Raw genomic sequence first — 24,137 nt, 5'->3', positions numbered from 1 at the left:
CGCCTCCGAAGCCTTGAGTCGCGAGGACTCACATACTTCAGAGTTGAGCGGCAATCTGTCAATGTTCTGGTGACGCGGCGACCAGCGCCCGCCGTAGTCGGTCGGCGGCGGCGCGGGTCGGCGCAGGCAGGGGGCGCTCGGCCCCGTCGAGGTCGGCCACCACCGCCTGGGCCAGGGCGAACAAGGCGCCGCCGGTCGCGCCGGGCACCGCGGCCAGGGTCTCGCGCACGAGCACGGCCCGGGTGAAACGACGGTCCCAGCGACGGTCGGCGTCCACCCGCCGGTGCAGGTCGAGGGCACATTGCCGCAGATCAGCCAGGCCGTACTCGTCCGGAGCGGCCGGCGCGGCGCGGACCAGGCGCAGTCGGCGCTGCTCGGCCGCCTGCCGGCTGCCCAGGCCCAGCGCGTCGGCTATCTCGCCCCAGGTCGCACCCTCGCGCCGGGCCCGGTCGATCAGTTCGAGCTCTTCGGCGTCGAGCCGGGCGCGCGCGGCGGGAACGGCTCGCAGGTCACTCAGATCCGGCACACGGCCAGACTAGCAAGTTGTCAACGTTTTGTTGACAATGCTCAGGCCGGGCGGAGGGACTTCAGCAGGGCGATGTCGGCCGCGTGACCCTCGTGCTCGACCGACGGGGTCTCGACGATCACCGGGATGCCGGCCGTGGCCGGGTGGGCCAGCAGCTCGGCGAACGGCGCCGACCCGATCCGGCCCTGGCCGATCGTCTCGTGGCGGTCGCGGGTGGAGCCGCAGTCGTCCTTCGAGTCGTTGGCGTGGATCAGCTTCAGCCGGCCCTCGCCCACGGACGCGACCAGGGCGTCCAAGGTGGCCGTCATGCCGCCCGGGGTGGCCAGGTCGTGCCCGGCCGCCCAGGCGTGGCAGGTGTCGAAGCAGACGCCCAGGCGGGGATGGTTGTCCACGGCGTCCAGGTAACGCGCGAGGTCTTGCACCTTGGAGGCCAGGCTGCGGCCCCCGCCGGCACTCGGCTCGACCAGCAGCTGCGGCATGTCGTCGCGGTCGAGCAACGGCAGCAACGCCTCGCGCAGCTGGTGGAAGGCCTTGTCGTCGTGCGCCTCGTCGACCGAGCTGCCGGCGTGGTAGACCACGGCGGTGGCGCCGATCGCCTTCCCCCGCTCGAGCGCGTGGGCCAGCACGGCGACCGACCGCTCGACGGTCAGCTCGGTCGGCGAACCCAGGTTCACGAGCAGGGAGGCGTGGATGTAGGCCGGGATCGCGCGGGCGCCGATGCCGTCGCGGAACAGCACGTCCTGCTTCGGGTCGCCCGGGGGCATGGCCCAGCCGCGGGAGTTGGACACGTACACCTGAAGGGTCTCGGACCCCGCGGCGTCGACGTACGGGAGGGCGGCCTTGGCCAACCCGCCCGACGTCTTGGTGTGCGAGCCGATCCGGTTCAGAAGCACTGGATGGCGACCTCGGTCTGCGGCTCGACCTGCGTGTTCCCGCCCGGCTGCTGACTGCGGACGAAGGCGTTGGGGTTGAAATCGACCCGCACGCGCAGCCCCATGCCCTCGAGCGTGGCCTTGGCCTGCTGGCACGGCTGGTTGGTCAGGTCGGGCACGGTGACCAGCGGCGGGCCCTTGCTCACGTCGAGGGTGACCTGGTCGTCCTTGTTGGCGCCGGTGCCGGCCTTGGGCGTCTGCCCGATGACCGAGTCCTTCGGCTGGTCGCTGTCTTTGTAGCGCTCGACCGCGGCCAGGCCCAGCTCGGCCAGTTCCCGGCGGGCGTCGTTGATGTTCTTGCCGTTGAGGTCGGGCACCCGGATCGGGGCGCGGCCCTTGCTGAGCGTCACGGTCACCGTGGCGCCCCGCTTGAGCTGCGTGCCCGTCTCGGGGTTGGACGAGAGCACCGCCCCCTCGGGCACGGTGTCGCTGTACTGCCCCTCGCCCTCTTTCAGCTTCAGGTTGATCTGCTCGAGTTCGCCGCGCGCGGCGGCCAGTTCGAGGCCGGCCAGGTCGGGCACGGCGAAGCGCTCGGGGCCGAGCGACAGGTTCACGGTGATGACGCCGCCCTTGACGACCTTGCCGTCGGGGGCCGGGTCTTGCGAGACCACCGTGTCTTTCGGGATGGTCTCGCTGTACGCGCCGTCGCCGTAGAACAGCTCGAAGCCCTGCTGCTGGGCGCTCAGCTCGACCTGGGCCTTGGTCTGGTTGATCAGCGAGGGCGCGTCGGTGTAGCGGCCCAGCGTGACCCACCAGGTGCTGCCGATGACGACCAGCACCATGACCGCCACGGCAGCCGAGAGCAGGATGCGCCGGCGGTCGGTGCCACCGGCGCCACGCTTGGCCGAGCGGGGGATCCGGCCCGCCGTGTATTCCTGGCCGCGCGGGGCGGCCTGGTTGGGCAGGCGCGCCCACGAGGGCCGGTCGCCGGCGCCGACGGCGGGCACCACCGTGGTGGCGTCGACCATCGCGCCGCGGGCGGGCGGCGGCACCTGGCGCAGCAGCGCCGTCTCGACGTTGGCCGCGCCGAGGTCGTCGCGGACCGTCTGGACCTCGGCCAGCAGGGCGCCGGCGTCGGTGGGACGGGCGCCCGGGTCGCGCCGGGTGGCCCGCGCGGTGAGGTCGTCGAGCGCCTTGGGCAGGCCCTTGACCAGGCTGGAGGGCGCCGGGACGTCGTTGTCGACGTGTTCCCAGGCGACCGCCACCGGGTCGTCGCCGTCGAACGGCACCCGGCCGGTCAGCATCTCGAACAGCACGATGCCGGCCGAGTAGACGTCGGTGCGGGCGTCGGCGTGGCCGTCGGTCACCAGCTCGGGCGCCACGTAGGCCACGGTCGCCATGAGCTGGCCGGACTCGTCGGCGCTGCTCGCCTCGACGGCGCGCGCGAGACCGAAGTCGGCCACCTTGACCACGGCGTCGACCAGGTTGGCCACGCCGCCGCTGGGCGCCTCGGCGACGAGCACGTTCTCGGGCTTGACATCGCGGTGCACGAGACCGGCCCGGTGGGCGGCGGCGATCGCGGCGAGCATCTGCTCGAGGATGGCCAGCGCCTCGACCGGGCTCAGCCGGCGGCGCTGGGTGAGCAGGTCGCGCAGGGTGCGGCCCTGCACATATTCCATGACCAGATAGGGCAGGCCCTGGTGGCGGCCCTGGTCGTACACGGCGACGACGTTGGGATGGGTGAGCCGGGCGATCGTCTTGGCCTCGTCGGTGAACCTGTCCACGAAGTGGGCGTTGGTCGCTTGCGACGGGTGAATGATCTTCAGAGCGACGGTGCGCTCGAGCCGTTCATCGGTGGCGGTGTAGACGGTTGCCATGCCACCACGGGCCACGCGACCGGTGATCCGGTAGCGGCCGTCAATCGTCGTGCCGATCAACGTGTCGGCGACTGTGGTGTCCATCGGCGTGAAGTGTATGTGTCTTTCGCGTGGGGGCAGTCCAGGATGTCACAGCTGAGTCCAAACGGGTACGGAGGCATACGTCACCCGCGCCCGAACCACCCCGGCAAAAGCGGATTTAGTGGTGCCGTCGGTGCCGCTTCCCATCCCAGGAACGGCTCGGCGACGGCGATTCCGAGGGGTCCGCGGTCTCGCTCGGCGACGGGTCGGCGCTCGGCGGGGCGGACTCCGAGGGGGACGGTGACGGCGTCGGCGATGGCGACGACATGGGCGCGGTCGGCGTCGGCACCGGCGGCCGGCAGCGACATTCCTGATTTGTCGCCTTCGTCGCCCGGATCGGACTTGTCCGTTCGACGGGTGGCGGCGGCACCGCGGCCGCGGGCGGCTCCGGTGGCGGCGGCAGGACGGCCGCGGTGGTAGCGCGCCGGGTGGCCACCGGCGACCGGGGCGGAGTGACGGGACGGGTCGGGGGCGCGACCCCGGCGCCGGTGGTCACCACGACCCGCGGCGGGAAGGTGCCGGCCGCGGCCGTCGTCTCGCCCATCAGCGAGCCCAGCCCGTTCACCACGGCCAGGTACGCCGCGGCCGCCCCGACCACGGTCAGCGCCCCGAAGGCGGTCACCGCCACGGCCCGCCTGGGCCGCCGGGCCGGCGGGGCCGGATCGGGCCCGGCCTGCTCGACCAGGCCGTCCAGGCTCCAGGTGCCCATTCCGGTCGACGTCACGTCGGGTCCTCCGGCGGGCGGCCGGGCCGGCGCCCGGCCCAGGTCGTACCGCAGCGAACGCCAGGCGCCGGCCATCTCCGTACGGGTCCTGCGCAGCAGGCTCATCGGGTTCCTTCTCCGCTCTCGTACGCTGTAGGGGTGAGCGATTCCGTAACCGCCGGACCGGCCGAGTGGGTCACCCTGCCCGACGTCTCCGCGAAGCTCGATGTGTCGATCAGCAAGGTGCACCAGATGATCCGCGACGGGCATCTGCTGGCCGTGCGCCGCGACGGCGTCCGCGTGGTCCCGGCCGACCTGGTGGCCAACAGCACGGTGCTCAAGCACCTCCCCGGCGTCATCAACTTGCTACGCGATGCCGGGTACAACGACGAAGAAGCCCTCCGGTGGCTGTACGAGCCGGACGAGGCGCTCGACGGGAATGCCGCGAAGGGCCTCGGCGGGCATCGCGCCCGCGAGGTGAAGAGGCGCGCTCAGGCGCTGGGCTTCTAGACCGTACGGCGGGTGGCCGCGTCGGCGAGGCGGTGCAGCACGTCGTGCGCCTCCCCGTCGATCGACGCCGACTTCAGGGCAGCCAGCGCGGCCGTCATGAGCTCGTCGATGCGGCGCTCGGTGGCGGCCAGCGCGCCGCTGTCGCGGATCAGCGCGCGCAGCCGGGCCACCCCGTCCAGGCTGAGGCCCTGATCGCCCAGGCCCGCGTCCAATTCCGCACGGCCGGCGTCGTCCAGCTCCGCGAAGGCCGCCGCCACCAGATAGGTGCGCTTGCCCTCCCGCAGGTCGTCGCCCGCGGGCTTGCCGGTCTGCGCAGGGTCGCCGAAGACGCCCAGCACGTCGTCACGCAATTGGAAGGCCTCGCCCAGCGGCAGCCCGAAGCCGGAGTACGCGTCGTACACCTCGACCGGCGCGCCCGCCAGCGCCGCGCCCAGCAGGAGCGGCCGCTCGACCGTGTACTTGGCCGACTTGTAGCGGGCGACCTTGCCGGCCCGGTCGAGCGACGTGTCCGCCGTGGCCTGGGTCAGCACGTCCAGGTACTGCCCGACGGTGACCTCGGTGCGCATCTCGTCGAAGACCGGGCGGGCCCGGGCCAGGTCGACCGGGCTGACCCCCGAGGTGTGCAGCAACTCGTCCGACCAGACCAGGGCCAGGTCGCCCAGCAGCACGGCGGCGCTGTCGCCGAACGCGGCCGCCCCGCCCCGCCAGCCGGCCGCCGTGTGCCGCGCCTCGAACCGGCGGTGCACCGAGGGCTCGCCGCGCCGGGTGTCCGAGCGGTCCATCAGGTCGTCGTGGATCAGGGCGCTCGCCTGCACCAGCTCGAGCGCCGAGACGGCGGCCACGATCTGATCGGAGTCGGGACCGTGGGCGCCGCGGAACCCCCAGTACGCGAACGCGGGCCGCAGCCGCTTGCCCCCGCCCAGCACGAAATCCTCGAGCGTCTCGGCCACGGCCGCCAGCGCGGGGTCGATGCCGGTCAGGCGGGAACGCTGCTCGGCCAGGAAGGCGGCGAGCGCCTTCTCCACGCGGGCGCGCAGGTCAGCGGCTTCGAGGGGGGAGGTCACGGGACGACGCTAACCCACGGCGTCGGTACAGTCTTGTTGTGGCTCTCGGACTCCCTTCGCGTCTTCCCGGCACACCGGCCATCGGTGAGCTCATCCGCGGCGGCGTGCCGACGTTCTCGTTCGAGTTCTTCCCGCCCAAGACGCCCGAGGGCGAGCGGCTGCTGTGGCAGGCGATCCGCGAGCTCGAGCCGCTGCGGCCCAGCTTCGTCTCGATCACCTACGGCGCCGGCGGCACGACGCGCGACACGACAGTCGCGGTCACCGAGCGGGTCGCGACCGAGACGACGCTGCTGCCCATGGCCCACCTGACGGCGGTCAACCACTCGGTGGCCGAGCTGCGCAACATGGTCGGCCGGCTGGCCGGGGCGGGCATCCGCAACGTGCTCGCGGTGCGCGGCGACCCGCCCGGCGACCCGATGGGCGAGTGGGTCCGCCACCCGTCCGGCGTGTCCTACGCCGAGGATCTGGTGCGCCTGGTCAAAGAGTCGGGCGATTTCAGCGTGGGCGTGGCCGCGTTCCCGTACAAGCACCCGCGGTCGGCCGACATCGAAAGCGACACCGCCAATTTCGTACGCAAATGTCGCGCGGGGGCCGACTTCGCCATCACACAGATGTTCTTCGACGCCGACGAGTACCTGCGCCTGCGTGACCGGGTGGCCGCGGCCGGCTGCGACACGCCGATCGTCCCCGGTGTCATGCCGGTGACCCGCATGGCCACGATCGAACGCTCGTCGCAGCTCTCCGGCGCTCCCTTCCCGCCCGCCCTGCTGGCCCGCTTCGAAAAGGTGGCCCACGACGAGGCGGCGGTGCGCGAGCTCGGGGTCGAGATGTGCGCCGAGATGTGCGCCCGCCTGCTCGGCGAGGGCATCCCCGGCGTCCACTTCATCACGCTTAACCGTTCGACCGCGACGCGCGAGGTCTGGCAGCTGCTGGCGCCGTCGGACGTGGCCGCGGCCGCCTGACCCGTGCTCTGGGACGACTACGCGGCGGCCTGGTCCGAGCTGCACGGGGGCTTCGACCCGCGAAAGGCCAATTTCCTCGTACGGGGCTGGGTCCGCATCGCCTACGGCGTGGGCTCATGGTTGAGCGCGCGCCGCATCGGACCGATGGCCGTCACCACCATGGGCCTGTTCGTCTGCCTGCTGGTGCCGCTCTCGGTGGCTCTGCTCGACCGCGTCGGCATCTTCCTGGCGGCGGTCGTGGTGCTGGTGGCCGCTCTGGCCGACGGTCTGGACGGCGCGGTGGCGGTGATCTCCGGCCGGACGACCCGTTTGGGCTACGTCTACGACTCCGTGGCCGACCGCGTGGGCGAGGCCGCGTGGTTGGCCGCCTTCTGGCTGACCGGCGCCCCCGGCTGGCTGGCCGTCGCCGCCGGCGCGGCCAGCTGGCTGCAGGAGTACGCGCGAGCCCGGGCCACCGCGGCCGGCATGTCCGAGATCGGCGTGGTCACGGTGGCCGAACGCCCCACCCGAGTCCTGGTCGCCATCTTCGGCCTGCTGGCCGCCTTCGCCTACGCCCCCCTGATCACCGTCGCCACCGCCGTGTGGCTGGCTTTGGCCCTGATCGCCGGCGTACAGCTGCTGACCGCCATCCGCCGCGCCCTGGCCGCCTGACCGCTCTTTGATCTTGCCCAACAAACTCGCGCCATCCCTAGCCCCCTCCCACCTCGGGGCGTTGTGGGGGGAACTTACGCCGTGTCAAGGGCGGACCGGCCAGTTATCCACAGGATGCCGCGGTGGCTTGTCCACAGGGCGCGGTGATCGAAAATCGGTTGTAACGGGCGCCACACGGACCGTACCGTTGTCCACATCGGAGCCGCCGGGTCGGCGCGGCGGGCCGACACGGGGGCAGGTCCGCCGACCGTCCCGGCCCCGAATCGTCCGCTTCCGGATGATCCCGCGTTACCCTGGATCGGTGTCCGCCCCCGAACGCACCGAACGCGACGTCACCGGCCTGCTCAACATGGCCGGCCACGCCCTCTCCAACCGCCTGGCGGCCGCCCTGGCCGACGTCGACCTGACGCCGCGCATGCAGTGCGTCCTGGTGCACGCCCTCGAGCAGGAGCGCACCCAGATCCAGCTGGCTGCCCTGGCCGACCTCGACAAGACCACGATGGTCAGCACCGTCGACGAGCTGGAGAGCCGCGGCTTCGCCGAGCGCAAGCCGTCGGCCACCGATCGCCGGGCCCGCGTCATCGCCGTCACCGAGAAGGGCCGCCTCGCTGCCGAGGAGGGCCAGCGCATCGTCGATCGCGTGCACGCCGACGCCCTCAGCAGCCTGCCCGACGCCGCCCGGGCCGCCTTCGTCGAAGCCTTGGGCCAGTTGGCCGACACCACCCGCGACCCGGGCCCGCAGCCCGTCCGCCGAGCTCGAGGCCGATGAAGCGCCCGTAACAGATAGTCCGGTAGCAGATTATCTGTTACGGTCGGGCCATGAGTGCTTTCTCGAAGCGCGCGAGCGCCCTGGCCGTCCTGTGCGCGATGTCCCTGATGATCGTTCTGGACAGCACGATCGTGGCTGTGGCGGTCCCGGACATCCAGCGCGACCTCGGCTTCTCCGACGCGGGCGTGGCCTGGGTGGTCAACGGCTACCTGGTCGCCTTCGCGGGTCTGCTGCTGTTCGCGGGCCGGCTCGGCGACCTCGTCGGAGCCTGGCGGGTCTTCCTGGCCGGGCTGGCCGTCTTCACCGTGGCCAGCCTGCTGTGCGGGTTGGCGCCCACGGCGGGCGCGTTGATCGCCGGGCGGTTCCTGCAGGGTGCGGGCGGGGCGCTGGCCGCGGCCGTCGTGCTCGGCATGATCGTGCGGCTCTTCCCGCAGCCCGCGGAGCAGGCCCGCGCGATGGGCATCTACAGCTTCACCCAGGCCGGCGGGGCCGCGGCCGGCTTCGTGCTCGGCGGCGTGCTCACCGACGCGCTCGGCTGGCCCGTCATCTTCCTGATCAACGTGCCGATCGGGCTGGCCGTCTGGCTGGCCGGCCGCCGCCTCCTCCCCCGCGAGACCGGCCCCGGCCTGCGCCGGGGTCTCGACCTGCCGGGCGCCGCGCTGATCACCGGTGGGCTCTCGCTGGCCGTGTACGCGATCATCAGCTCCGCCCCCGTCGCCGCCGTCGCCGCTGTGCTGCTCCTGGCCGGTTTCGTGCTGCGGCAGCACCTGGCCCGGCGCCCGCTGATCGCTCTGCGCGTCCTCGGCCGCCGCTGGCTGCTGGTGGCCAACGCCGCCGTCGTGCTGGTCTTCGCCACCGGCATGGGCTTCCAGTTCACGAACGCCCTGTTCGTACAGCGGGTGATGGGCTACGACGCACTCGGCACCGGCCTGGCCTTCCTGCCCACACCCATCGTGATCGGCCTCGTGTCACTCTTCGTGGCCCCCCGACTGACCGGCCGCTTCGGCCCGCGCCCAGTGCTGATCACCGGCCTGGCCCTGCTCTTCGCCGGCCTGCTGCTGCTCGGGCGCCTGCCGGTCGCGCCGTCCTACTGGGCCGACATGTTCCCGCCCCTGGTCGTCATGGGCCTCGGCGTGGGCGTCACCGTCCCCGCGATCATCATGCTGGCCATGGCCGGCGCCGCCCCGGCCGACACCGGCATGGTCTCCGGCTTCAGCAACACCGCCCAGCAGGCGGGCGGCGCCCTCGGCCTGGCCGTGCTGGCCGCGGTGGCCGCCGCCCGCACAGCCGACCGGGGCGGCGCCCCCGAACCGGTCGCGCTGCACGCCGGCTACACCCAGGCTTTCCTGGTGGCGGCCGGCTTCGTCCTCACCGCCCTGCTGATCACCGTTTTCGCGCTACGCCGAGCCCCCGCCCAGCCGGCCGAGCCCTCCGGAACCACGACACCCGCTCCCCGAGCCGAGCCGTCCCGGACAACCACGGCCGCTTCACAAGCCGAGCCATCCCGGACGACCGGGGCGCAGCGATCCGAGCCGCCGGTCACGGCCGCCTGCGGAGGCGCCGGCGCACCCCCAGCGCGATGACGACGGCCAGCAGCGCCACCCCCGCGCCGGCGATCCCCCACGCGTACGGCCCGAGCCCGGACGGCGGGTGGCCGTACCGCATCCGCCCAGAGATGATCACGTTGTCGGCGACGTCGACCGACTGCATGTCGCCCGAGGCCGCCGCCAGCACCGTCCGCTGCCGGCCGTCCTGACCCAGGATCCGCACCTCGACCGAGCCGATGCGGTCGGGATCGGTCAGCCCCTGGTGGCTCAGGCCGAGGGCGCCCGCGCCCCTCTCGAAACCGGCGGGCTCGGCTCCCGCCGCCGGCGTGAACGCCGCGTACACCGGTTCACCCCACGGCGACCACCCGAGCAGACGGACCGCCGCCGGGCCGGGAATCTCGGGGAACTTCCTGTCCCGCGGCTCGCCGTTGTACGCATGGACCAAGGTCACCTGCCAGCGGGCGGTAAAGGCGTCCCCGGCGCAGCAGTCGCGCCGGCTCAGCAGGGCCAGGTTGCCGCCCTGCAGGAATGCGCCCTTGCCGGCCAACCGGGCGCCGGCGGGCGCGTCGAACCCGCCCGGCACCTTGAACAGGCGCCCGGTATCCAGCGATCGCCGCAGGACGGTGATGCGGCGGCCGTCCTGATAGGCGAACTGGTTGCCGGTGAAGGCAACGGTGTGCCCGTCGACCACTGTCCGTGGGTTCAGCGGGGCGATGAACTCCTCGGTGCCCTCCACGAGATCGATCAGCCGCAGCGAGACCTCGGCCGGCACGGGCTCGTCGATGCCGCGGTACGCCAGCACGGCGATCCACCGGCCCTCGTCCGACCACGCCTGGGGCACCACCACATCGGCCTCGATCAGGGGGAACGCCTTGCGCCGGCCGGTCTCGAGGTCCAGCACCGAGCCCGGCACCGCCAGCTTCGTGCCGTCCGGCGAGATCAGCGCCTGCTCACCGGCGTACAGGAAATCGTTGCTCTTGACCAGGCGGTAGGTGTCGTCGAGGGCGCCGACGACGGCCAGTTCCCCCTTGCTGCCGAGCGGCGTCCAGTCGGTGGCGCCGAAGACGACACTGGCCCGGCCGGCCGGCTTCTTCTCGGCGGTCGCCGTGCCCCAGCGGGGAGCACCGACCCGATCCGGCAGCGAGGGCTGCTGCTGCTTCTGGATCGGCGACACGGTCATCGCGTCCGGGCGAGGCCAGCCCAGCGGCACGAGCACCACCACCGCGACCAGCAGTATCAGCGTGACCACCTGGGTGCGCCGGCGACGGCGCCGGGCCCGGGTCAAGGCGCCCGCCCAGAGCTCGTACGCCGGAACCTCGGTCGCCGTCTCGTGCAGGGCTTCACGCAGCCGGGATGTCATACCCGCCCCCTCAGCGCCGGAGTTTGTTCGTCGACCAGGTGGGGCGCCGTCGCGCGCAGCCGCGCCAGCGCGTCGTGGTGGTGCCGCTTGACCGCGCCGACCGAGCAGTCCAGCACGTCGGCCGCCTGGGCCTCGGTCAGGTCCTCGTAGTAGCGCAGCACGATCACCGCCCGCTGCCGCGGGCTGAGCACGGCCAGCGCACGCTGGAGGCTCATCCGCAGGGCGGTGGTGCGGTGGGGGTCGCTTCCCGGTGGCTCGGGTGGCGCCGCGGCCAGCCTCTCGGGCACGCGCCGGCGCCGCCACCATGACATCTGCAGGTTGTACATGGTGCGGCGGACGTAGCCCTCGGCGTCGCCGTCGCCCAGCTTGCGCCAGTGCCGCAGCACGCGGGCCAGCGCCGACTGCACGAGGTCCTCCGCCGCGTGATGGTCGCCGGTCAGCAGATAGGCCGCGCGCGACAACGCCGGCCCGCGCGCCGCCACGAAGTCGCGGAACCCCGGATATTGATCCTCACCCACATCCCCCAAGAACGCCTCCTGGCTCGGCAAAGGTTGGGGGCAGGTATTGTTCCTCCCCGGCTGGGGGAGGCAAAGGCACGTGGCTCAACTGCATTTCCGGTACGCGGCGATGAACAGCGGCAAAAGCACGATGGTGCTGCAATACCGGCACACGTACGCCGCCTGTGGGCGCAACGGGCTGCTGATGACCCGGCTCGACCGGGCCGGCGAGGGCATCGTCTCGTCCCGCATCGGGATAAGCGCCGACGCCATCGAGTTCGGCGCGGCCACCGACCTGGCCCACGTCGTGATGGCCCATCCCGGCGCCCGCGTCGACCACCTGATCGTCGACGAGGCCCAGTTCCTCTCGCCCGAGCAGGTCGACCAGCTGGCCTGGCTGGTCGACGACCAGGACATCGACGTGTTCACCTTCGGCCTGCTGTCGGACTTCCGCGGCGAGCAGTTCGCCGGCTCGGCCCGGCTGGTCGTGCTGGCCGACATCGTCGAGGCGCTGCAGGTCTATCCGATGTGCTGGTGCGGCCAGCCGGCCCGGATGAACGCCCGCGTCTCCAACGGCGTGATGGTGCGCGACGGCGACACCGTGGTCGTCGGCAACACCGACTCGGATGCCGACGCCGAGGTCAGCTATGTCGTGCTGTGCCGCCGCCACCACCGCGCCGGCCGCCCCTACTCCCCCGCGCCGGTCATCGGCCTGGTGGCGTGATCGGCCGGCCGTCGAGCACCAGGGGTGTTCCGGGCAGGTCGCCGGCCAGCAGCGCCGGCAGCCGGTCCAGCAGGCCGCGCGGCGAGAAGATGTCGGGTGACGCCGCGATGCCGGCCACGCTCCACCAGCGGAACTCGCCGACGTTCTCGGCCGCCAGTTCCTCGGGCGTCATCGTGCCGCGCGGCGTGAAGGCGGCCACCCGTACCAGGAAATAGTCGTTGATCACGCCGTCCCAGCCGGGCACGTAGTCGACGCCGGGCGTCTCGCGGTGCCAGACGTGCGGGGGCGTGCCCTCCAGCGCCAGCCCCGTCTCTTCGGCCAGTTCGCGGCGCAACGCCTCGAGCAGCGTCTCCCCCGGCTCGATCCCGCCGCCGGGCGGCACCCACAACGTGGCGTCACCCAGCGGCGTCGCGTACAGCAGCAGCCGGTCGTCCTGGTCGACGACCAGCCCGCGTACGGAATGACGCAGCCTCACGCCGAGCCGAGCACCCCGCCCAGCACGTCGATCGCCCGGTCCACGCCCGCGTCGTCCACGTCGAGGTGGGTGATGATCCGGGCGATCGAGGGCAGCATGGGCGAGATCAGCACGCCCTGCTCGGCCGCCCGTGCGGTCAGCGAAGGCGCGTCCAGCGTGGTCTTGGACAGGTCGAGCAGCACGATATTGGTGCGCACGGCGGCCGGGTCGACCACGCCGTACGGCGCCAGCGCCTCGGCCAGCCGTCGGGCCCGGGCGTGGTCGTCGGCCAGCCGGTCGATGTGGTTCTCGAGGGCGTGCAGCCCGGCCGCGGCCAGGATGCCGACCTGCCGCATGCCGCCGCCCAGCCGCTTGCGCAGCACCCGCGCCCGCGCCATGTTCTCGCGGCTGCCGATGATCAGCGAGCCGGCCGGGGCGCCCAGCCCCTTCGACAGGCACACCGACAAGGTGTCGAACAGTTCCCCGTACGCGGAAAGCGGAACGCCGTCGGCCACGGCCGCATGCCAGATCCGCGCGCCGTCACAGTGGAGACCGACGCCCGCTTTTTCCGAGACCTCCCGCAGCGCCCGCAGCACCGGCAGGGGCACCACAGTGCCGCCGCCGAGGTTGTGCGTCTGCTCGACCGCCAGCGCCCGCGTCGGCACCGACGGGTAGCCGGCCGGCCGGATCATCGCCGCGATCTGGTCGACGTCGATATCGGCGCCCACCGACGGCCACGTCCGCGTGGAAATGCCGCCCAGCGCGGCCGCCGCACCCAGCTCGTACGTCACGACGTGCGCGTCCGCCCCGGCCAGCAGCTCACCCCCGGACGGCACCTGCAGCTGCAGCGCGATCTGGTTGGCCATCGTGCCCGAGGGCGCGAACAGGGCCGCCTCGTGCCCGAACATCTCGGCCGCGCGCGCCTCGAGCCGCAGCACCGTCGGGTCGTCGCCGAAGACGTCGTCGCCCACCTCGGCGTACGCCATGGCCTGGCGCATCTCGGGGGTCGGGCGGGTGACGGTGTCGGACCGTAGATCAACCACGAAGCATCTCCGCAACCAGGAACGCGAGCTCGAGGCTCTGCTGGGTGTTCAGCCGGGGGTCGCAGGCCGTCTCGTACCGGTCGGGCAGGTCGAGGTCCTCGATGCCCTGCGCGCCGCCCAGGCACTCGGTGACGTCCTCGCCGGTCAGCTCGATGTGGATGCCGCCCGGGTGGGTGCTCAGCCCGCGGTGCACCTCGAAGTAGCCCAGCACCTCGTCGACGATCCGGTCGAAGTGGCGGGTCTTGTAGCCGTTGGACGACTCGTGGGTGTTGCCGTGCATCGGGTCGCACTGCCACACGACCTTGGCCCCGGCCGCGGTCACCTTCTCGACGATCGGCGGCAGCGCGTCGCGCACCTTGCCGTTGCCCATCCGGCTGATCAGCGTGAGCCGGCCCGGGATGTTGTCGGGGTTCAGCTTCTCGCACAGCTCGATCGCCGTCTCGGGCGACGTGCCGGGGCCGAGTTTGACCCCGATCGGGTTGGCGATCCGGCTGATGAAGTCGATGTGCGCGTGGTCGAGCTGGCGGGTGCGCTCGCCGATCCACAGGAAATGACCGCTGAGCCCGTACGCGCGTCCGTCGCTCACCCGGGTCAGGGCCCGGTCGTACTCGAGCGCCAGCGCCTCGTGCGAGCAGTAGAGCGAGACCGTCCGCAGGGCCTCGCTGTCGGTCATGCCGCAGGCCCGGATGAAGTCGAGGGCGCGGTCGATCTCGCGGGCGATGGCGTCGTAGCGCTCACCGGCGGGCGAGGCGCGCACGAAGTCCTTGTTCCAGTCGTGCAGCCCGTGCAGGTCGGCCAGGCCGCCGGCCAGGTAGGCGCGCAGCATGTTCATGGCCGCGGCCGAGTTCGCGTACGCGCGGATCATGCGCTGCGGGTCGGCCACGCGGGCCGCCTCGGTGGCCTCGAGCGAGTTGATCAGGTCGCCGCGGTAGGCCGGCAGGCCCAGCGAGTCGGTCGGCGACGAGCGCGGCTTGGTGTACTGCCCGGCCACGCGGGCCACCTTGACCACGGGCATCGAGGCGCCGTACGTCAGCACGACCGCCATCTGGAGCAGGGTGCGCGCGTTGGCCAGCAGGTGGCTCTCGGTGTTGTTGTCGAACGTCTCGGCGCAGTCGCCGCCCTGCAGCAGGAACGCCCGGCCCTCGCACACCTCGGCCAGCTTGACCCGCAGCTGGTCGACCTCGTAGGGCGCCACGATCGAGGGCACGTTGTCGAGGACCTGGCAGACCGACGCGACCTCGTCCAGGTCGGCCCACGGCGGCATCTGCACCCGCGGCAGGGAGCGCCAGCGGTCGAGGCCGAGCGCTTCGTCCTCGGCGGAGTCGGTCGACGGGCGGGAGGTCTGCAGGGCCGAGTTGCCCACTCCCGGGTAGCTGAGCTGGTGCCACTCTCGCTGCATAGGGGAAAGCGTACGGAAGCGGGGCACCAGCCTTGCGGCCGGTGCCCCGCTTCTCACTGAGGAGGAATATCGTCTTCAGTCCGCTTCAGGGGCGGTGGTCGGGGTGGTTGGACGGGAGGTTCAGAGGTTGTTCTTGATGGCGCTGATCAGCTCGCCGTTGCTGGTGTCGCCGGAGAACTCCCAGAAGAAGGCTCCGCCGAGACCCTGCTGCTTCACGTAGCCCATCTTCCCGGCGATGGTCGACGGGGTGTCGTAGCTCCACCAGTTGCTGCCGCACTTGGCGTACGCGGTGCCCGCGATCGTGCCCGTGGCCGGGCAGCTGTTCTTGAGCACCTTGTAGTCCTCGATGCCGGCCTCATAGGTGCCCGGCGCCGCGCCGGTCGCCGAGCCACCCGGGGCGGCCTGGGTGACGCCCGTCCAGCCGCGGCCGTAGAAGCCGATGCCGAGGAGCATCTTGCTGGCCGGAACGCCCTTGCTCTTCAGCTTCTGGATCGCCGCGTCCGACCAGAAGCCCTGGTTCGGGATGCCGGCGTACGAGGTCAGCGGCGAGTGCGGGGCGGTCGGGCCCTGCGCGGCGAAAGCGCCGTAGTAGTCGTAGGTCATCGGGAAGACCAGGTTCAGCTTCGCGATGCCGGAGGCGTAGTCGGCCGCGTCGAGCTTGCCGCCGTTCGAGCCGTCGGCCGAGATGGCCGAGGTGACCAGGAAGTTCTGGCCGAACTTGGTGCGCAGCGCGCTGATCACCTTGTTGTACGAGTCCGGGCCGGACGCGTCGCAGCTCAGGCCACAGGCGTTCGGGTACTCCCAGTCGACGTCGATGCCGTCGAAGACGTCGGCCCAGCGGGAGTCCTTGACCAGGTTGTAGCAGGAGTTGGCGAACGCGGTCGGGTTGGCCGCGGCCTGGGTGAAGCCGCCGGACCAGGTCCAGCCGCCGAACGACCAGATCACCTTGATGTTCGGGTACTGCTTCTTGAGCTTGCGCAGCTGGTTGAACGAGCCGCGCAGCGCGCCGGTGTCCCACGTGTCGGCGACGCCGTCGACGCTCTCGGCCGCGGAGTAGGCGCGGTCGTAGTCGGCGTACGAGTCACCGATCGAGCACTGGCCGCCGGTGGTGTTGCCGAACGCGTACAGGATGTGGGTCAGCTTGGCCGCGGAGCCCGACGTGACCAGGTTCTTCACGTGGTAGTTGCGGCCGTAGACGCCCCACTCGGCGAAGTAGCCGACGACGTTCTTGCCGCTCGTGCCGGGCGGGGTGGTCGTCGGCGGCGTGGTGGGCGGCGTCGTCGGAGGCTTGGTCGGCGGGGTGGTGGGGGGCGTGGTGGGCGGGGTCGTGGGGGGCGTCGTCCCGCCGCCGCAGGCACCGTTGTCGATCCAGACGTCCCACTGTCCGCTGTGCGTGGCCGGCGACTCGTTCTGAGTCCACCACTTGGCGGTGTAGTTCTTCCCGTTCTGGGAGGCCTGGTTGTCCTTGACGTAGGTGGCGGAAGAGGACCACGCGGGGGCACAGGCCGCAGCGGCCGAGGCCTGGGTGGCCGGGATCGCGCCGGTGGCGGCCACCAGCACGATCGCCGACGCCCAGGTGGCGCGGCGGAGGGATTTCTGCACTGGGTCTCCTCATTGAACAGTTAGGAAAGTTTCCAAAAAGTTCGTTGGAGTGACGGTAGTCATAGGAATTCACGATCGTCAAGATGCGCAGGCAGGAAAACGCAAACGCTTAACTTTGTCGCCCGGACGGCTACGGGGTGCACACTGACGGACACAGCGCGTAGTCTGCCGTCATGACCATCTCCGACGCTGTAGTCACCGAGGCCGCACGCCGCCGATGAGCATTCGCGTGATTGGAGTCGATGCGTACGCCCTCGGCTGGGTCGGTGTCGAGCTGCGCGACGGCGCGTTCGGCCGGGCCGTCCTGGCCTCGACGCTCTACGAGATCGTGGCCGGCAGCTCCGGCGCCTCGGTCATCGGCGTGGACATCCCGCTGGGCATGCTGCCCGACCGCTGGCGGGCCGCCGACACCCTGGCCGCCGACCAGCTGGGCCCCCGCCGCGGCAGCGTGTTCCGGGTGCCGCCGCGCGCCGTCTGGCAGGAACCCGAGTTCACCGCGGCCAACCGGCTCTGCCGCGAGCTGACCGGGGCCGGGCTGAGCCGGCAGTCGTGGGCCCTGCGGCCCAAGCTGCTCGAGGCCAACGCGATCTGGGAAAGGCACCCCGGCCTGCTCTTCGAGGCGCACCCCGAGGTCTCGTTCCGCACGATGGCGGGCGAACCCCTGCAGTACGCGAAGAAGACGTGGACCGGTCAGGCCCGGCGCCGCGAACTGCTGGCCCGCAACGGCATCGTGCTGCCCGACCAGATCGGCCCGGCCGGCCAGGCGCCCCCGGACGACATTCTGGACGCGGCCGCCGTCGCCTGGTCGGCCCACCGCATGGCCACCGGAACGGCCCTGAGCCACCCCAGCCCGCCCGAGGAGAACAACGGCAGCAAGATCGCTATTTGGTACTAGCGGCGATGCTCCGGGCCCGGTCGCGGGCCGCCTCGAGGGCGTTCAGGAAGGCCGTCCGGACGCCGCCGGCCTCGAGCTCGCGCAGCGCGGCGGCGGTGGTGCCCCCGGGCGAGGTGACCGACTCGCGCAGCAGGGCCGGGTGCTCGCCGGAGTCGCGCAGCATCACCGCCGAGCCGACCGCGGTCTGCACGGCCAGGTCGTGGGCGACCGTGCGGGGCAGCCCGAGCAGGACGCCGGCCTCGACCATCGCCTCGACCACCAGGTAGAGATAGGCCGGGCCCGAGCCGGACAACGCGGTGACGGCGTCCTGCTGATACTCGGGCACACGGAGCGTACGGCCGATCGGCTGGAAAAGCTGCTCGGCGGTCGCCATGTGCTCCTCGGTCGCGTGCGCGCCCGGGGAGAGCACCGACATCGCCTGATCGACGAGGGCGGGAGTGTTCGTCATGACCCGTACGACCGGGACGTCAGGGAGACGCTCGGCGAAGAAGCTCGTCGGCAGCCCGGCACACAGTGACACCACCAGTTTGGCTGCCGTGACCTGGCCGCGGACCTCGTCCAGCAGCTTGCCGGCGTCCTGCGGCTTCACCCCGACCACCAGCACATCGGCCTGGGCCGCGGCGGACTCGTTGGACACCGGGCGGATCCCGTAACGCTCGGCCAGCTCGGCCGCCCGCTCGGGGCGCCGCGCGGTGGCCAGCACCTGGTCGACCGGCCGCCCGGAGCGCAGCAGTCCGGCCAGGACCAGTTCGCCCAGCTTGCCCGTGCCCATCACCGCGACGCTCATGTCCGCCCCTTTCGACACGTAAGGGGCGACCACGGCGGCCGCCCCTTACATTCACTACAAAACCGTCAGCTGCCGAAGAAGACTTCAGCCTCTTCGTAGCGCGACAGCGGCACGGTCTTGAGCTCGCCGGTGCCGTCGATCAGCGGCACGCGCACGATGTCGGTGCCCCGCAGCGCCATCATCTTGCCGAAGTCGCCCTCGTGGACGGCGTCGATCGCCTGCAGGCCGAAGCGGGTGGCCAGCACCCGGTCGAACGCGCTCGGCGTGCCACCGCGCTGGATGTGACCGAGGACGACCGTGCGGGCCTCCTTGCCGGTCTTCTCCTCCAGCTGCTCGGCCAGCCACTGGCCGATGCCGCCCAGCCGGACGTGGCCGAACGAGTCGAGCTCCTGGCTCTGCAGCGCCATCTGGCCCTCGAGCGGGTGCGCGCCCTCGGCCACGACCACGATGGGCGCGTACTCGACCTGGAAGCGCTTGGTCACGTACGTGGCCACCTGCTCCACGTCGAACTCGCGCTCGGGCAGCAGGATGACGTTGGCGCCACCGGCCAGACCGGCGTGCAGGGCGATCCAGCCCGCGTGCCGGCCCATGACCTCGACGACCAGCGTGCGGTGGTGCGACTCGGCCGTGGTGTGCAGCCGGTCGATGGCCTCCATCGCGATGTTGACCGCGGTGTCGAAGCCGAAGGTGAAGTCGGTGGCGTTGAGGTCGTTGTCGATCGTCTTCGGAACGCCGACCACGTTGACGCCCAGGTCGTTCAGCTTGGTGGCGACGCCGAGGGTGTCCTCGCCGCCGATCGCCACGAGCGCGTCCACGCCCTGCTCGGCCAGGTTGGCCTTGATCTTCTCGACGCCGCCCTCGATCTTGAAGGGGTTGGTGCGCGAGGAGCCCAGGATGGTGCCACCCCGGGGCAGGATGCCGCGGACCTCGGCGATGCCGAGCGGCTTCGTCAGACCCTCGAGCGGGCCCTTCCAGCCGTCGCGGAAGCCGACGAACTCGTGACCGTAAGCGGCGACGCCCTTGCGGACCACCGCCCGGATCACCGCGTTGAGACCGGGGCAGTCGCCGCCGCCGGTGAGCACGCCGATACGCATGTTGCTCGTCCTCCCTGTAACGGGGTTTGCGAGAAGCTATTGAGCCGTCGAGCCCCAGGGAGTCAGACGTCGGCAGCGCTGCCGGGCCTGGGGCGGGCTTGCGACCCGAACTTTAGTCGCCGCCCGCCGCCCGGATGCAGCCGCCCCGCTTAAAGGCGGACTGTTTCGTTCTCGCCCGCGTCGGGGGTCTTTCCGGTTACGGCCGCCTTGGCCGCGCCGAGCACGGTGATCACCTTCGAGCTGTGCGCGGCCTCCCAGTACTCGGCCGTCTCGCCGTTCACCTTGACCAGGGTGAGGTTGGGCGTCTCGAGGCCATCCGGGAACCACGCCTTGAGGAACGGGTTCCACAGCTCCTTGGCCTTGGCCGGGTCGTCGGTGCGCACGGCCTGGCCGGCGATGGAGACCCAGTTGTTCTGCTTCTGGTCGCTGAACGACACGTTCACCTCGGGGTGCACGGCGATCTGCTCGACCAGGTCGGAGTCGGAGTACGTGAAGAACCACAGGTCGCCGTCGAACTCGACGTCCTGCAGGGCCATCGGGCGGCTCACGTGCTTGCCGTCCGCCGTCATGGTGGTCAGCATGCTGATCCGAGCATCCTTGACCATCTCTTTGACCTTGTCGCGGCGTTCCTGCTCGTTGTCAGTCATGCCTCGTGACCTTCCCGCAAATCGAGGGGCCAAACGAAGGCTCAGCCGCCCATGGCGCGCCAGCGGGCCAGGTTGTGCCGGGCGTCGACCAGCGCGTCGTGCCGGCCCGACATGGTGGGCAGCGTGGGCTTGCCCTTGTCGTCCCAGAGCTGCCGCAGATCTTTGGTGAAGCGCGGGATGTCCCGGGGCAGGGCCGGCATCGCGCCCCAGAGCTGGGCCAGCGCCACATGGTCGTACGCGGCGAACCAGGCCCACAGCTCGATCTGCTCGTCGCGCCCGGCCACCGGCTCTTTCAGGAACGCGTAGAGGTCGTCCCGGATGCGCTCGCGGGAGCGCCAGGCCGGGTCGGACGGGGACGGCAGCTTGTCGAGCACGTTGCGGCGCACCCACGGGATGGCCCGGCTGTCGTCGAACTCGGTGCTGACCGCGTAGAACTCGCGGCCGAACTCGTCGACCACACCGATCGAGACCAGGTCGACCAGGCGCCCGTCCTCGATGAACTCGCAGTCGTAGAAGTATCTGTAAGGCATCACTACCTATTCTTCCAGGGCCGTCTTCCTATTCTTCCAGGGCCGTCCTCGCCCGCTGCAGCCCCTCCGCACATCCCCAGCGAGCCGCCCGGTCGGCCTGCACGGCCCAGCGCAGACGCAGCAGCACCGGCAGCACGGCGTGCAGCTCGTCCGCCCCGACCGGCCCGGCCGCCAGGTAGCCGTCGATCAGCTCGCTCGACCTCGGCTCTCCCCCGGCGTACACCACCGCGGCGGCCACGTCGTAGGCCAGCGGACCGACCTCGCTGGCCCCGCAGTCGAGCAGCCCGGCCCGGCCGGTGCCGGGATCGACCACGAAGCCGCCCGGGGCCGGGTCGCCCAGCAGCACCCCGTACGTCAGCCGGTCGGTGACCGTGAGGCGCTTGGCCGCGGCCGACGCGTCGGCGACCGCCCCGCGCAGCCACGGCTCGGCGTCCAGATGGCCGGCGCCAGGGTCGACCGGCTGCCACGAGCGCAGCCCCGGGTGGTGGAAGCTCTGCAGCGCCCGGTGCACCGCCCCCAGCCGGTCGCCCCACCACTGCTGGTCGACCGGGTCGGCGCCGTCGAGGCGGCGGCCCGGCACCCGGCGCAGCACGGCGAATGCCCCGGCCCCGGTCTGCGCGGTGAGACCACCCGACAACGTGCGCACCGGTTCGCCGGCCGGGATGTCCCGCCCGCGCAGATGGTCGGCGGCGGCCAGGCCGGCCTCCACCGGCAGGCGTTCGCCGGGGTCGCTCAGCCGGACGACGTACTGGTCACCCCCGGCGGTCACCTCCCATCCGCGGGACAGCAGCACGTCGTCCAGGGCGGTGATCTCGCTGGGGACGAGATGCCACTCGTCCCGCAGCGTCGTTCGAAGCAGTTCGGCATCCGGCACCGCGGGATTGTCAGGGCAGATGACGTAAATCCGACGGACAACCGGGGTGACCCCCGTCCGGTGCTCACTCTTGGCATCGAGAGGTTTACAGATAGCGACAGGAGCGGAATGATCCTATAAGGCGCTCGCGGTGCAGGTGCGCAGAAATGGCGCCGGCGGGTTGCTGTGTGCTAAGAGTGATCGTTCGCGTCGTGGGGCCGGCGCGGCCACTCGCCGCCGCGGCTCCCACCGGGGGAGGGATGACGCCGTGGACCATCGCATGCCGGACAATGGCGACGCGCTGACCGGAGTGGACATGTTCGCCGGTCTCGAGCCTGAGGTCCGTCAGCGGGTGATCGCCACCGCGGTGCCGCGCACGTACCGCAAGGGCCAGATCATCTTCGTCGAGCACGACCCCGGCGAATCTCTGATCATTCTCAAGCGGGGCGCGGTCGCCATCTTCCGCACCGCGCCGACCGGCGAGCGCGCGGTGCTCACCGTCGTCCGCCCGCCCGACGTGCTGGGCGAGGTGTCCCTTCTGGACGCGTCGGCCCGCAGCGCCTCGGCCGAGGCGATCGAGGACTGCCAGGCGCTGAGCCTGTCCCGGTCGGCGTTCATCGACTTGGTGCACGCCAACCCGCGCATCCTCGACGCGGTGATGCGGTCGGTCGGCGCGCTGATCCGCCGGCTCACCGAGCAGAACACCGACCACGTCTTCCTCGACCTGCCGGGCCGGGTGGCCAAGACGCTCGTACGGCTGGCCGGCGAGAGCCAGGCGCCGATGATCACGATCGAGCTCAACCAGAGTCAGCTGGCCGAGATGGCGGGCGGCTCCCGGCAGAGCGTGAACCAGGCGATCGGCTCGTTCGCCAGCCGCGGCTGGCTGCGCACCGAGGGCCGCCGCATCGTCGTCACCGATCTGCAGGCGCTCCGGCGTCGCGCGGGGATGTCGGTGAATTGACCGGGGACTCGATCGTCGTCTTCAACTTGCTGGCGTAGACGTCGACGTACTCGCGGCCGCTCATGGTCATCAGCTCGAACATGATCTCGTCGGTGATCGCTCGCTCGACGAAGCGGTCACCCTTGGACGCCTCGTAGCGCGAGAAGTCGAGCGGGGCGCCGAACCTCATCCGGACCCGCTTGACCGTCGGAATCATCGTGCCGGTGGGCTGGATCTCGTCGGTGTTGAGCAGGGCCACCGGCACCACCACGGCGCCGCTCTCGAGCACCAGGCGGGCCACCCCGGTCTTGCCGCGGTAGAGCCGGCCGTCGGGCGAGCGCGTGCCCTCGGGATAGATGCCCGCGACCCCGCCCTCGCGCAGCACCCGCAGCAGCGTGTCCAGGGCCGCCTGGGCCGCCTTGCCGCCCGAACGGTCGACCGGAATCGTCCCCGTTCCGCTGAAGAACTGGCGCATGAGCCAGCCTTTGATGCCTTTACCGGTGAAGTACTCCGCTTTGGCGACGAACGTCACCCTGCGCCCGACCACCAGGGGTGTGAAGATCGAGTCGGAGAACGAGAGATGGTTGCAGGCCAGAATCACCGGCCCCGTGCGGGGCAGGTGGTGCAGGCCGTGGACATCGGGGCGGAAGAGGAGCTTCAGCACCGGTCCGAGCACCACATACTTGAGCAACCAGTAGAACACGATGTCCTTCCCTGGACGGCCGGGCCTGGGGGGAAGCGTACGAAGCGGGGCGGCGCGCCACAACGCACTCCCGCAGACTGTCCATGTCGTGTCACCATTCAAGGCACGGTCGGCGAGGGAGTGTGCAGGGGTGACAGCGGGTGGCGCCCGCCGCGGGCGGCGGGACAACGGGCTCGACGCGGCCGATTACGCGGTCGCGGGCGACGTGGATCCACGCGTCGGCGAACACCTCCTCGACGTGCTCGCGGCCGGCGGCATCGCGGCCTATCTGCAGCCCACGGCCGATCTCAATCCCATCTTGCGCGCCACCACCCTGCCCGCGCGCCCGATCGACCGTCTCTATGTCGACCGCACCCATCTCGCGGTCGCCCGCGAGCATCTGCACAAGGCGACCGGCGGCGAACCGCCCACTCCGCCGCCCGCTCCCCCGGCCGACCCGACCGCCGCCCCAGTCCCCGAGCCCGACATCGAGGCCGAATGGGCCAAGATCGTCGCCGGTTTCCACACCTCGGTCGACCCCACCGCCGCGCCCTGGCCGGCCTCCGAGGGCATCGAGGCGCCGAAAGAGCCGCCGCGCACCGGCGGCCTGTCGAACGCGTCCGACTTCTCCGGCGTCTCGCTCAACCGGCGCCGCACCGACCGCCCGGCCCCGCCCGAGGAAGACCCGTCGCTGCTCGACGGCCTCGACACGTTCGGCGCCGGCCTGCCCGACGACGACGAGGACGACGAGGACGAGCGGTACGTCCCGCCGCCGCCCCCGCCGTTGCCCCGCTTCTCGAAGTACGCGGTCATCGGCGTGCTCAGCGTGATCGTCGGCTTCCTGCTGTTCCTGTTCCCGACGGTGCTCCCGATCGACCGTGACTACGTGACCCTGCTCGGCTTCGCGGCGATCGTCTCGGGCGCGGTCATGCTGGTCTGGCGGTTGCGCTCGGGCGACGACGAGGACGACTACGACGACGGCGCGGTCGTCTGACGCATTCGTCGAAAATTAAAACCATGTTTAATCGACGCTCGTCGGTCTTCTTGCGAGTAGCCATCCGATAACCT

General features: G+C 71.5%; 26 protein-coding genes. 9 read left to right on the top strand and 17 right to left on the bottom strand.

All coding sequences use genetic code 11. From position 1 onward, the window contains the following. Positions 1 to 58 precede the first annotated feature (58 nt). From OWR29_RS11555 to OWR29_RS11540, 4 genes are all read right to left on the bottom strand, one after another. The gene (locus tag OWR29_RS11555) at positions 59 to 526 is read right to left on the bottom strand and encodes a hypothetical protein (RefSeq protein WP_267562693.1); all 468 of its coding nucleotides are present in this window, start codon (positions 524 to 526) and stop codon (positions 59 to 61) included. Between the two features lie 41 nt (positions 527 to 567). After that, positions 568 to 1,419 carry a deoxyribonuclease IV gene (locus tag OWR29_RS11550; protein ID WP_267562692.1) on the bottom strand — a complete coding sequence of 284 codons (852 nt, stop codon included), beginning with the start codon at positions 1,417 to 1,419 and terminating at the stop codon, positions 568 to 570. Further along, entirely contained in the window at positions 1,410 to 3,359 is a 1,950-nt protein-coding gene (gene pknB, locus OWR29_RS11545) for a Stk1 family PASTA domain-containing Ser/Thr kinase (RefSeq protein ID WP_267562691.1), read from the bottom strand. The genes OWR29_RS11550 and pknB overlap by 10 nt, the downstream gene beginning before the upstream one ends. A gap of 115 nt (positions 3,360 to 3,474) precedes the next feature. Next, on the bottom strand, positions 3,475 to 4,185 hold the full coding sequence (locus OWR29_RS11540; RefSeq protein WP_267562690.1) for a hypothetical protein: 711 nt from the start codon (positions 4,183 to 4,185) through the stop codon (positions 3,475 to 3,477). 33 nt (positions 4,186 to 4,218) lie between these two features. Between OWR29_RS11540 and OWR29_RS11535 the strand changes: the two genes are divergently transcribed. Beyond that, the gene (locus OWR29_RS11535; RefSeq protein WP_267562689.1) at positions 4,219 to 4,569 is read left to right on the top strand and encodes an Rv2175c family DNA-binding protein; all 351 of its coding nucleotides are present in this window, start codon (positions 4,219 to 4,221) and stop codon (positions 4,567 to 4,569) included. Here the strand turns inward: OWR29_RS11535 and OWR29_RS11530 are convergent. Then, complete coding sequence (locus tag OWR29_RS11530; protein ID WP_267562688.1) at positions 4,566 to 5,633, bottom strand: polyprenyl synthetase family protein; 1,068 nt, start codon at positions 5,631 to 5,633, stop codon at positions 4,566 to 4,568. The genes OWR29_RS11535 and OWR29_RS11530 overlap by 4 nt on opposite strands. A gap of 38 nt (positions 5,634 to 5,671) precedes the next feature. Here OWR29_RS11530 and metF point away from each other — a divergent pair, with 38 nt between their 5' ends. The 4 genes from metF to OWR29_RS11510 all read left to right on the top strand — a co-directional run bounded on the left by metF (position 5,672) and on the right by OWR29_RS11510 (position 9,598). Then, positions 5,672 to 6,595: a methylenetetrahydrofolate reductase [NAD(P)H] gene (gene metF, locus OWR29_RS11525; protein WP_267562687.1), complete on the top strand. Its 924-nt coding sequence runs from the start codon at positions 5,672 to 5,674 to the stop codon at positions 6,593 to 6,595. 3 nt (positions 6,596 to 6,598) lie between these two features. Then, positions 6,599 to 7,246, top strand: a complete 648-nt coding sequence (locus OWR29_RS11520) for a CDP-alcohol phosphatidyltransferase family protein (RefSeq protein WP_267562686.1) — start codon at positions 6,599 to 6,601, stop codon at positions 7,244 to 7,246. Positions 7,247 to 7,547: 301 nt separating this feature from the next. Continuing rightward, positions 7,548 to 8,015 carry a MarR family winged helix-turn-helix transcriptional regulator gene (locus tag OWR29_RS11515; protein WP_267562685.1) on the top strand — a complete coding sequence of 156 codons (468 nt, stop codon included), beginning with the start codon at positions 7,548 to 7,550 and terminating at the stop codon, positions 8,013 to 8,015. Between the two features lie 50 nt (positions 8,016 to 8,065). Then, positions 8,066 to 9,598: an MFS transporter gene (locus tag OWR29_RS11510; RefSeq protein ID WP_267562684.1), complete on the top strand. Its 1,533-nt coding sequence runs from the start codon at positions 8,066 to 8,068 to the stop codon at positions 9,596 to 9,598. On the opposite strand, the gene OWR29_RS11505 is transcribed toward OWR29_RS11510, so the two are convergent. After that, entirely contained in the window at positions 9,555 to 10,922 is a 1,368-nt protein-coding gene (locus OWR29_RS11505; RefSeq protein ID WP_267562683.1) for a hypothetical protein, read from the bottom strand. The two genes, OWR29_RS11510 and OWR29_RS11505, sit on opposite strands and share 44 nt — an antisense overlap. Further along, on the bottom strand, positions 10,919 to 11,449 hold the full coding sequence (locus tag OWR29_RS11500) for a SigE family RNA polymerase sigma factor (RefSeq protein WP_267562682.1): 531 nt from the start codon (positions 11,447 to 11,449) through the stop codon (positions 10,919 to 10,921). Before OWR29_RS11500 ends, OWR29_RS11505 begins: the two co-directional genes overlap by 4 nt. 70 nt (positions 11,450 to 11,519) lie before the next feature. Here OWR29_RS11500 and OWR29_RS11495 point away from each other — a divergent pair, with 70 nt between their 5' ends. Continuing rightward, the gene (locus OWR29_RS11495; protein WP_267562681.1) at positions 11,520 to 12,143 is read left to right on the top strand and encodes a thymidine kinase; all 624 of its coding nucleotides are present in this window, start codon (positions 11,520 to 11,522) and stop codon (positions 12,141 to 12,143) included. Here the strand turns inward: OWR29_RS11495 and OWR29_RS11490 are convergent. The 4 genes from OWR29_RS11490 to OWR29_RS11475 form a co-directional block, all read right to left on the bottom strand. Then, complete coding sequence (locus OWR29_RS11490; protein ID WP_267562680.1) at positions 12,124 to 12,618, bottom strand: NUDIX domain-containing protein; 495 nt, start codon at positions 12,616 to 12,618, stop codon at positions 12,124 to 12,126. The genes OWR29_RS11495 and OWR29_RS11490 overlap by 20 nt on opposite strands. Next, a complete protein-coding gene (locus OWR29_RS11485) occupies positions 12,615 to 13,640 on the bottom strand; it encodes a threonine aldolase family protein (RefSeq protein WP_267562679.1) in 1,026 nt (341 codons plus the stop codon). Before OWR29_RS11485 ends, OWR29_RS11490 begins: the two co-directional genes overlap by 4 nt. Next, the gene (locus OWR29_RS11480) at positions 13,633 to 15,039 is read right to left on the bottom strand and encodes a class II 3-deoxy-7-phosphoheptulonate synthase (protein ID WP_267562678.1); all 1,407 of its coding nucleotides are present in this window, start codon (positions 15,037 to 15,039) and stop codon (positions 13,633 to 13,635) included. The genes OWR29_RS11485 and OWR29_RS11480 overlap by 8 nt, the downstream gene beginning before the upstream one ends. A gap of 120 nt (positions 15,040 to 15,159) precedes the next feature. Next, a complete protein-coding gene (locus tag OWR29_RS11475) occupies positions 15,160 to 16,641 on the bottom strand; it encodes a glycosyl hydrolase family 18 protein (RefSeq protein WP_267562677.1) in 1,482 nt (493 codons plus the stop codon). A 229-nt stretch (positions 16,642 to 16,870) separates the two neighbouring features. Here OWR29_RS11475 and OWR29_RS11470 point away from each other — a divergent pair, with 229 nt between their 5' ends. Then, positions 16,871 to 17,536, top strand: a complete 666-nt coding sequence (locus OWR29_RS11470; RefSeq protein ID WP_267562676.1) for a DUF429 domain-containing protein — start codon at positions 16,871 to 16,873, stop codon at positions 17,534 to 17,536. On the opposite strand, the gene proC is transcribed toward OWR29_RS11470, so the two are convergent. The 5 genes from proC to OWR29_RS11445 all read right to left on the bottom strand — a co-directional run bounded on the left by proC (position 17,523) and on the right by OWR29_RS11445 (position 21,468). Beyond that, a complete protein-coding gene (gene proC, locus OWR29_RS11465; protein WP_267562675.1) occupies positions 17,523 to 18,323 on the bottom strand; it encodes a pyrroline-5-carboxylate reductase in 801 nt (266 codons plus the stop codon). The genes OWR29_RS11470 and proC overlap by 14 nt on opposite strands. Positions 18,324 to 18,388: 65 nt before the next feature. Then, entirely contained in the window at positions 18,389 to 19,417 is a 1,029-nt protein-coding gene (locus OWR29_RS11460) for a 6-phosphofructokinase (protein ID WP_184952867.1), read from the bottom strand. Between the two features lie 149 nt (positions 19,418 to 19,566). Further along, complete coding sequence (locus tag OWR29_RS11455) at positions 19,567 to 20,064, bottom strand: pyridoxamine 5'-phosphate oxidase family protein (protein WP_267562674.1); 498 nt, start codon at positions 20,062 to 20,064, stop codon at positions 19,567 to 19,569. Positions 20,065 to 20,105: 41 nt separating this feature from the next. Further along, positions 20,106 to 20,594, bottom strand: a complete 489-nt coding sequence (locus OWR29_RS11450) for a polyadenylate-specific 3'-exoribonuclease AS (protein WP_267562673.1) — start codon at positions 20,592 to 20,594, stop codon at positions 20,106 to 20,108. Between the two features lie 28 nt (positions 20,595 to 20,622). After that, positions 20,623 to 21,468: a phosphotransferase enzyme family protein gene (locus OWR29_RS11445; protein ID WP_267562672.1), complete on the bottom strand. Its 846-nt coding sequence runs from the start codon at positions 21,466 to 21,468 to the stop codon at positions 20,623 to 20,625. Positions 21,469 to 21,727: 259 nt separating this feature from the next. On the opposite strand from OWR29_RS11445, the gene OWR29_RS11440 reads away from it, so the two are divergent. Then, positions 21,728 to 22,408 carry a Crp/Fnr family transcriptional regulator gene (locus OWR29_RS11440; protein WP_438872588.1) on the top strand — a complete coding sequence of 227 codons (681 nt, stop codon included), beginning with the start codon at positions 21,728 to 21,730 and terminating at the stop codon, positions 22,406 to 22,408. Here the strand turns inward: OWR29_RS11440 and OWR29_RS11435 are convergent. Further along, on the bottom strand, positions 22,359 to 23,090 hold the full coding sequence (locus OWR29_RS11435) for a lysophospholipid acyltransferase family protein (RefSeq protein ID WP_267562670.1): 732 nt from the start codon (positions 23,088 to 23,090) through the stop codon (positions 22,359 to 22,361). The genes OWR29_RS11440 and OWR29_RS11435 overlap by 50 nt on opposite strands. A 130-nt stretch (positions 23,091 to 23,220) precedes the next feature. Here OWR29_RS11435 and OWR29_RS11430 point away from each other — a divergent pair, with 130 nt between their 5' ends. After that, a complete protein-coding gene (locus OWR29_RS11430) occupies positions 23,221 to 24,063 on the top strand; it encodes a DUF308 domain-containing protein (RefSeq protein WP_267562669.1) in 843 nt (280 codons plus the stop codon). Positions 24,064 to 24,137 lie beyond the last annotated feature (74 nt).

The organism is Paractinoplanes pyxinae (genome assembly GCF_026626335.1).
Lineage (GTDB): Bacteria > Actinomycetota > Actinomycetes > Mycobacteriales > Micromonosporaceae > Actinoplanes > Actinoplanes pyxinae.
Note: the sequence above shows the minus strand (reverse complement) of the source record. Positions and strands in the feature narration are given on the sequence as shown.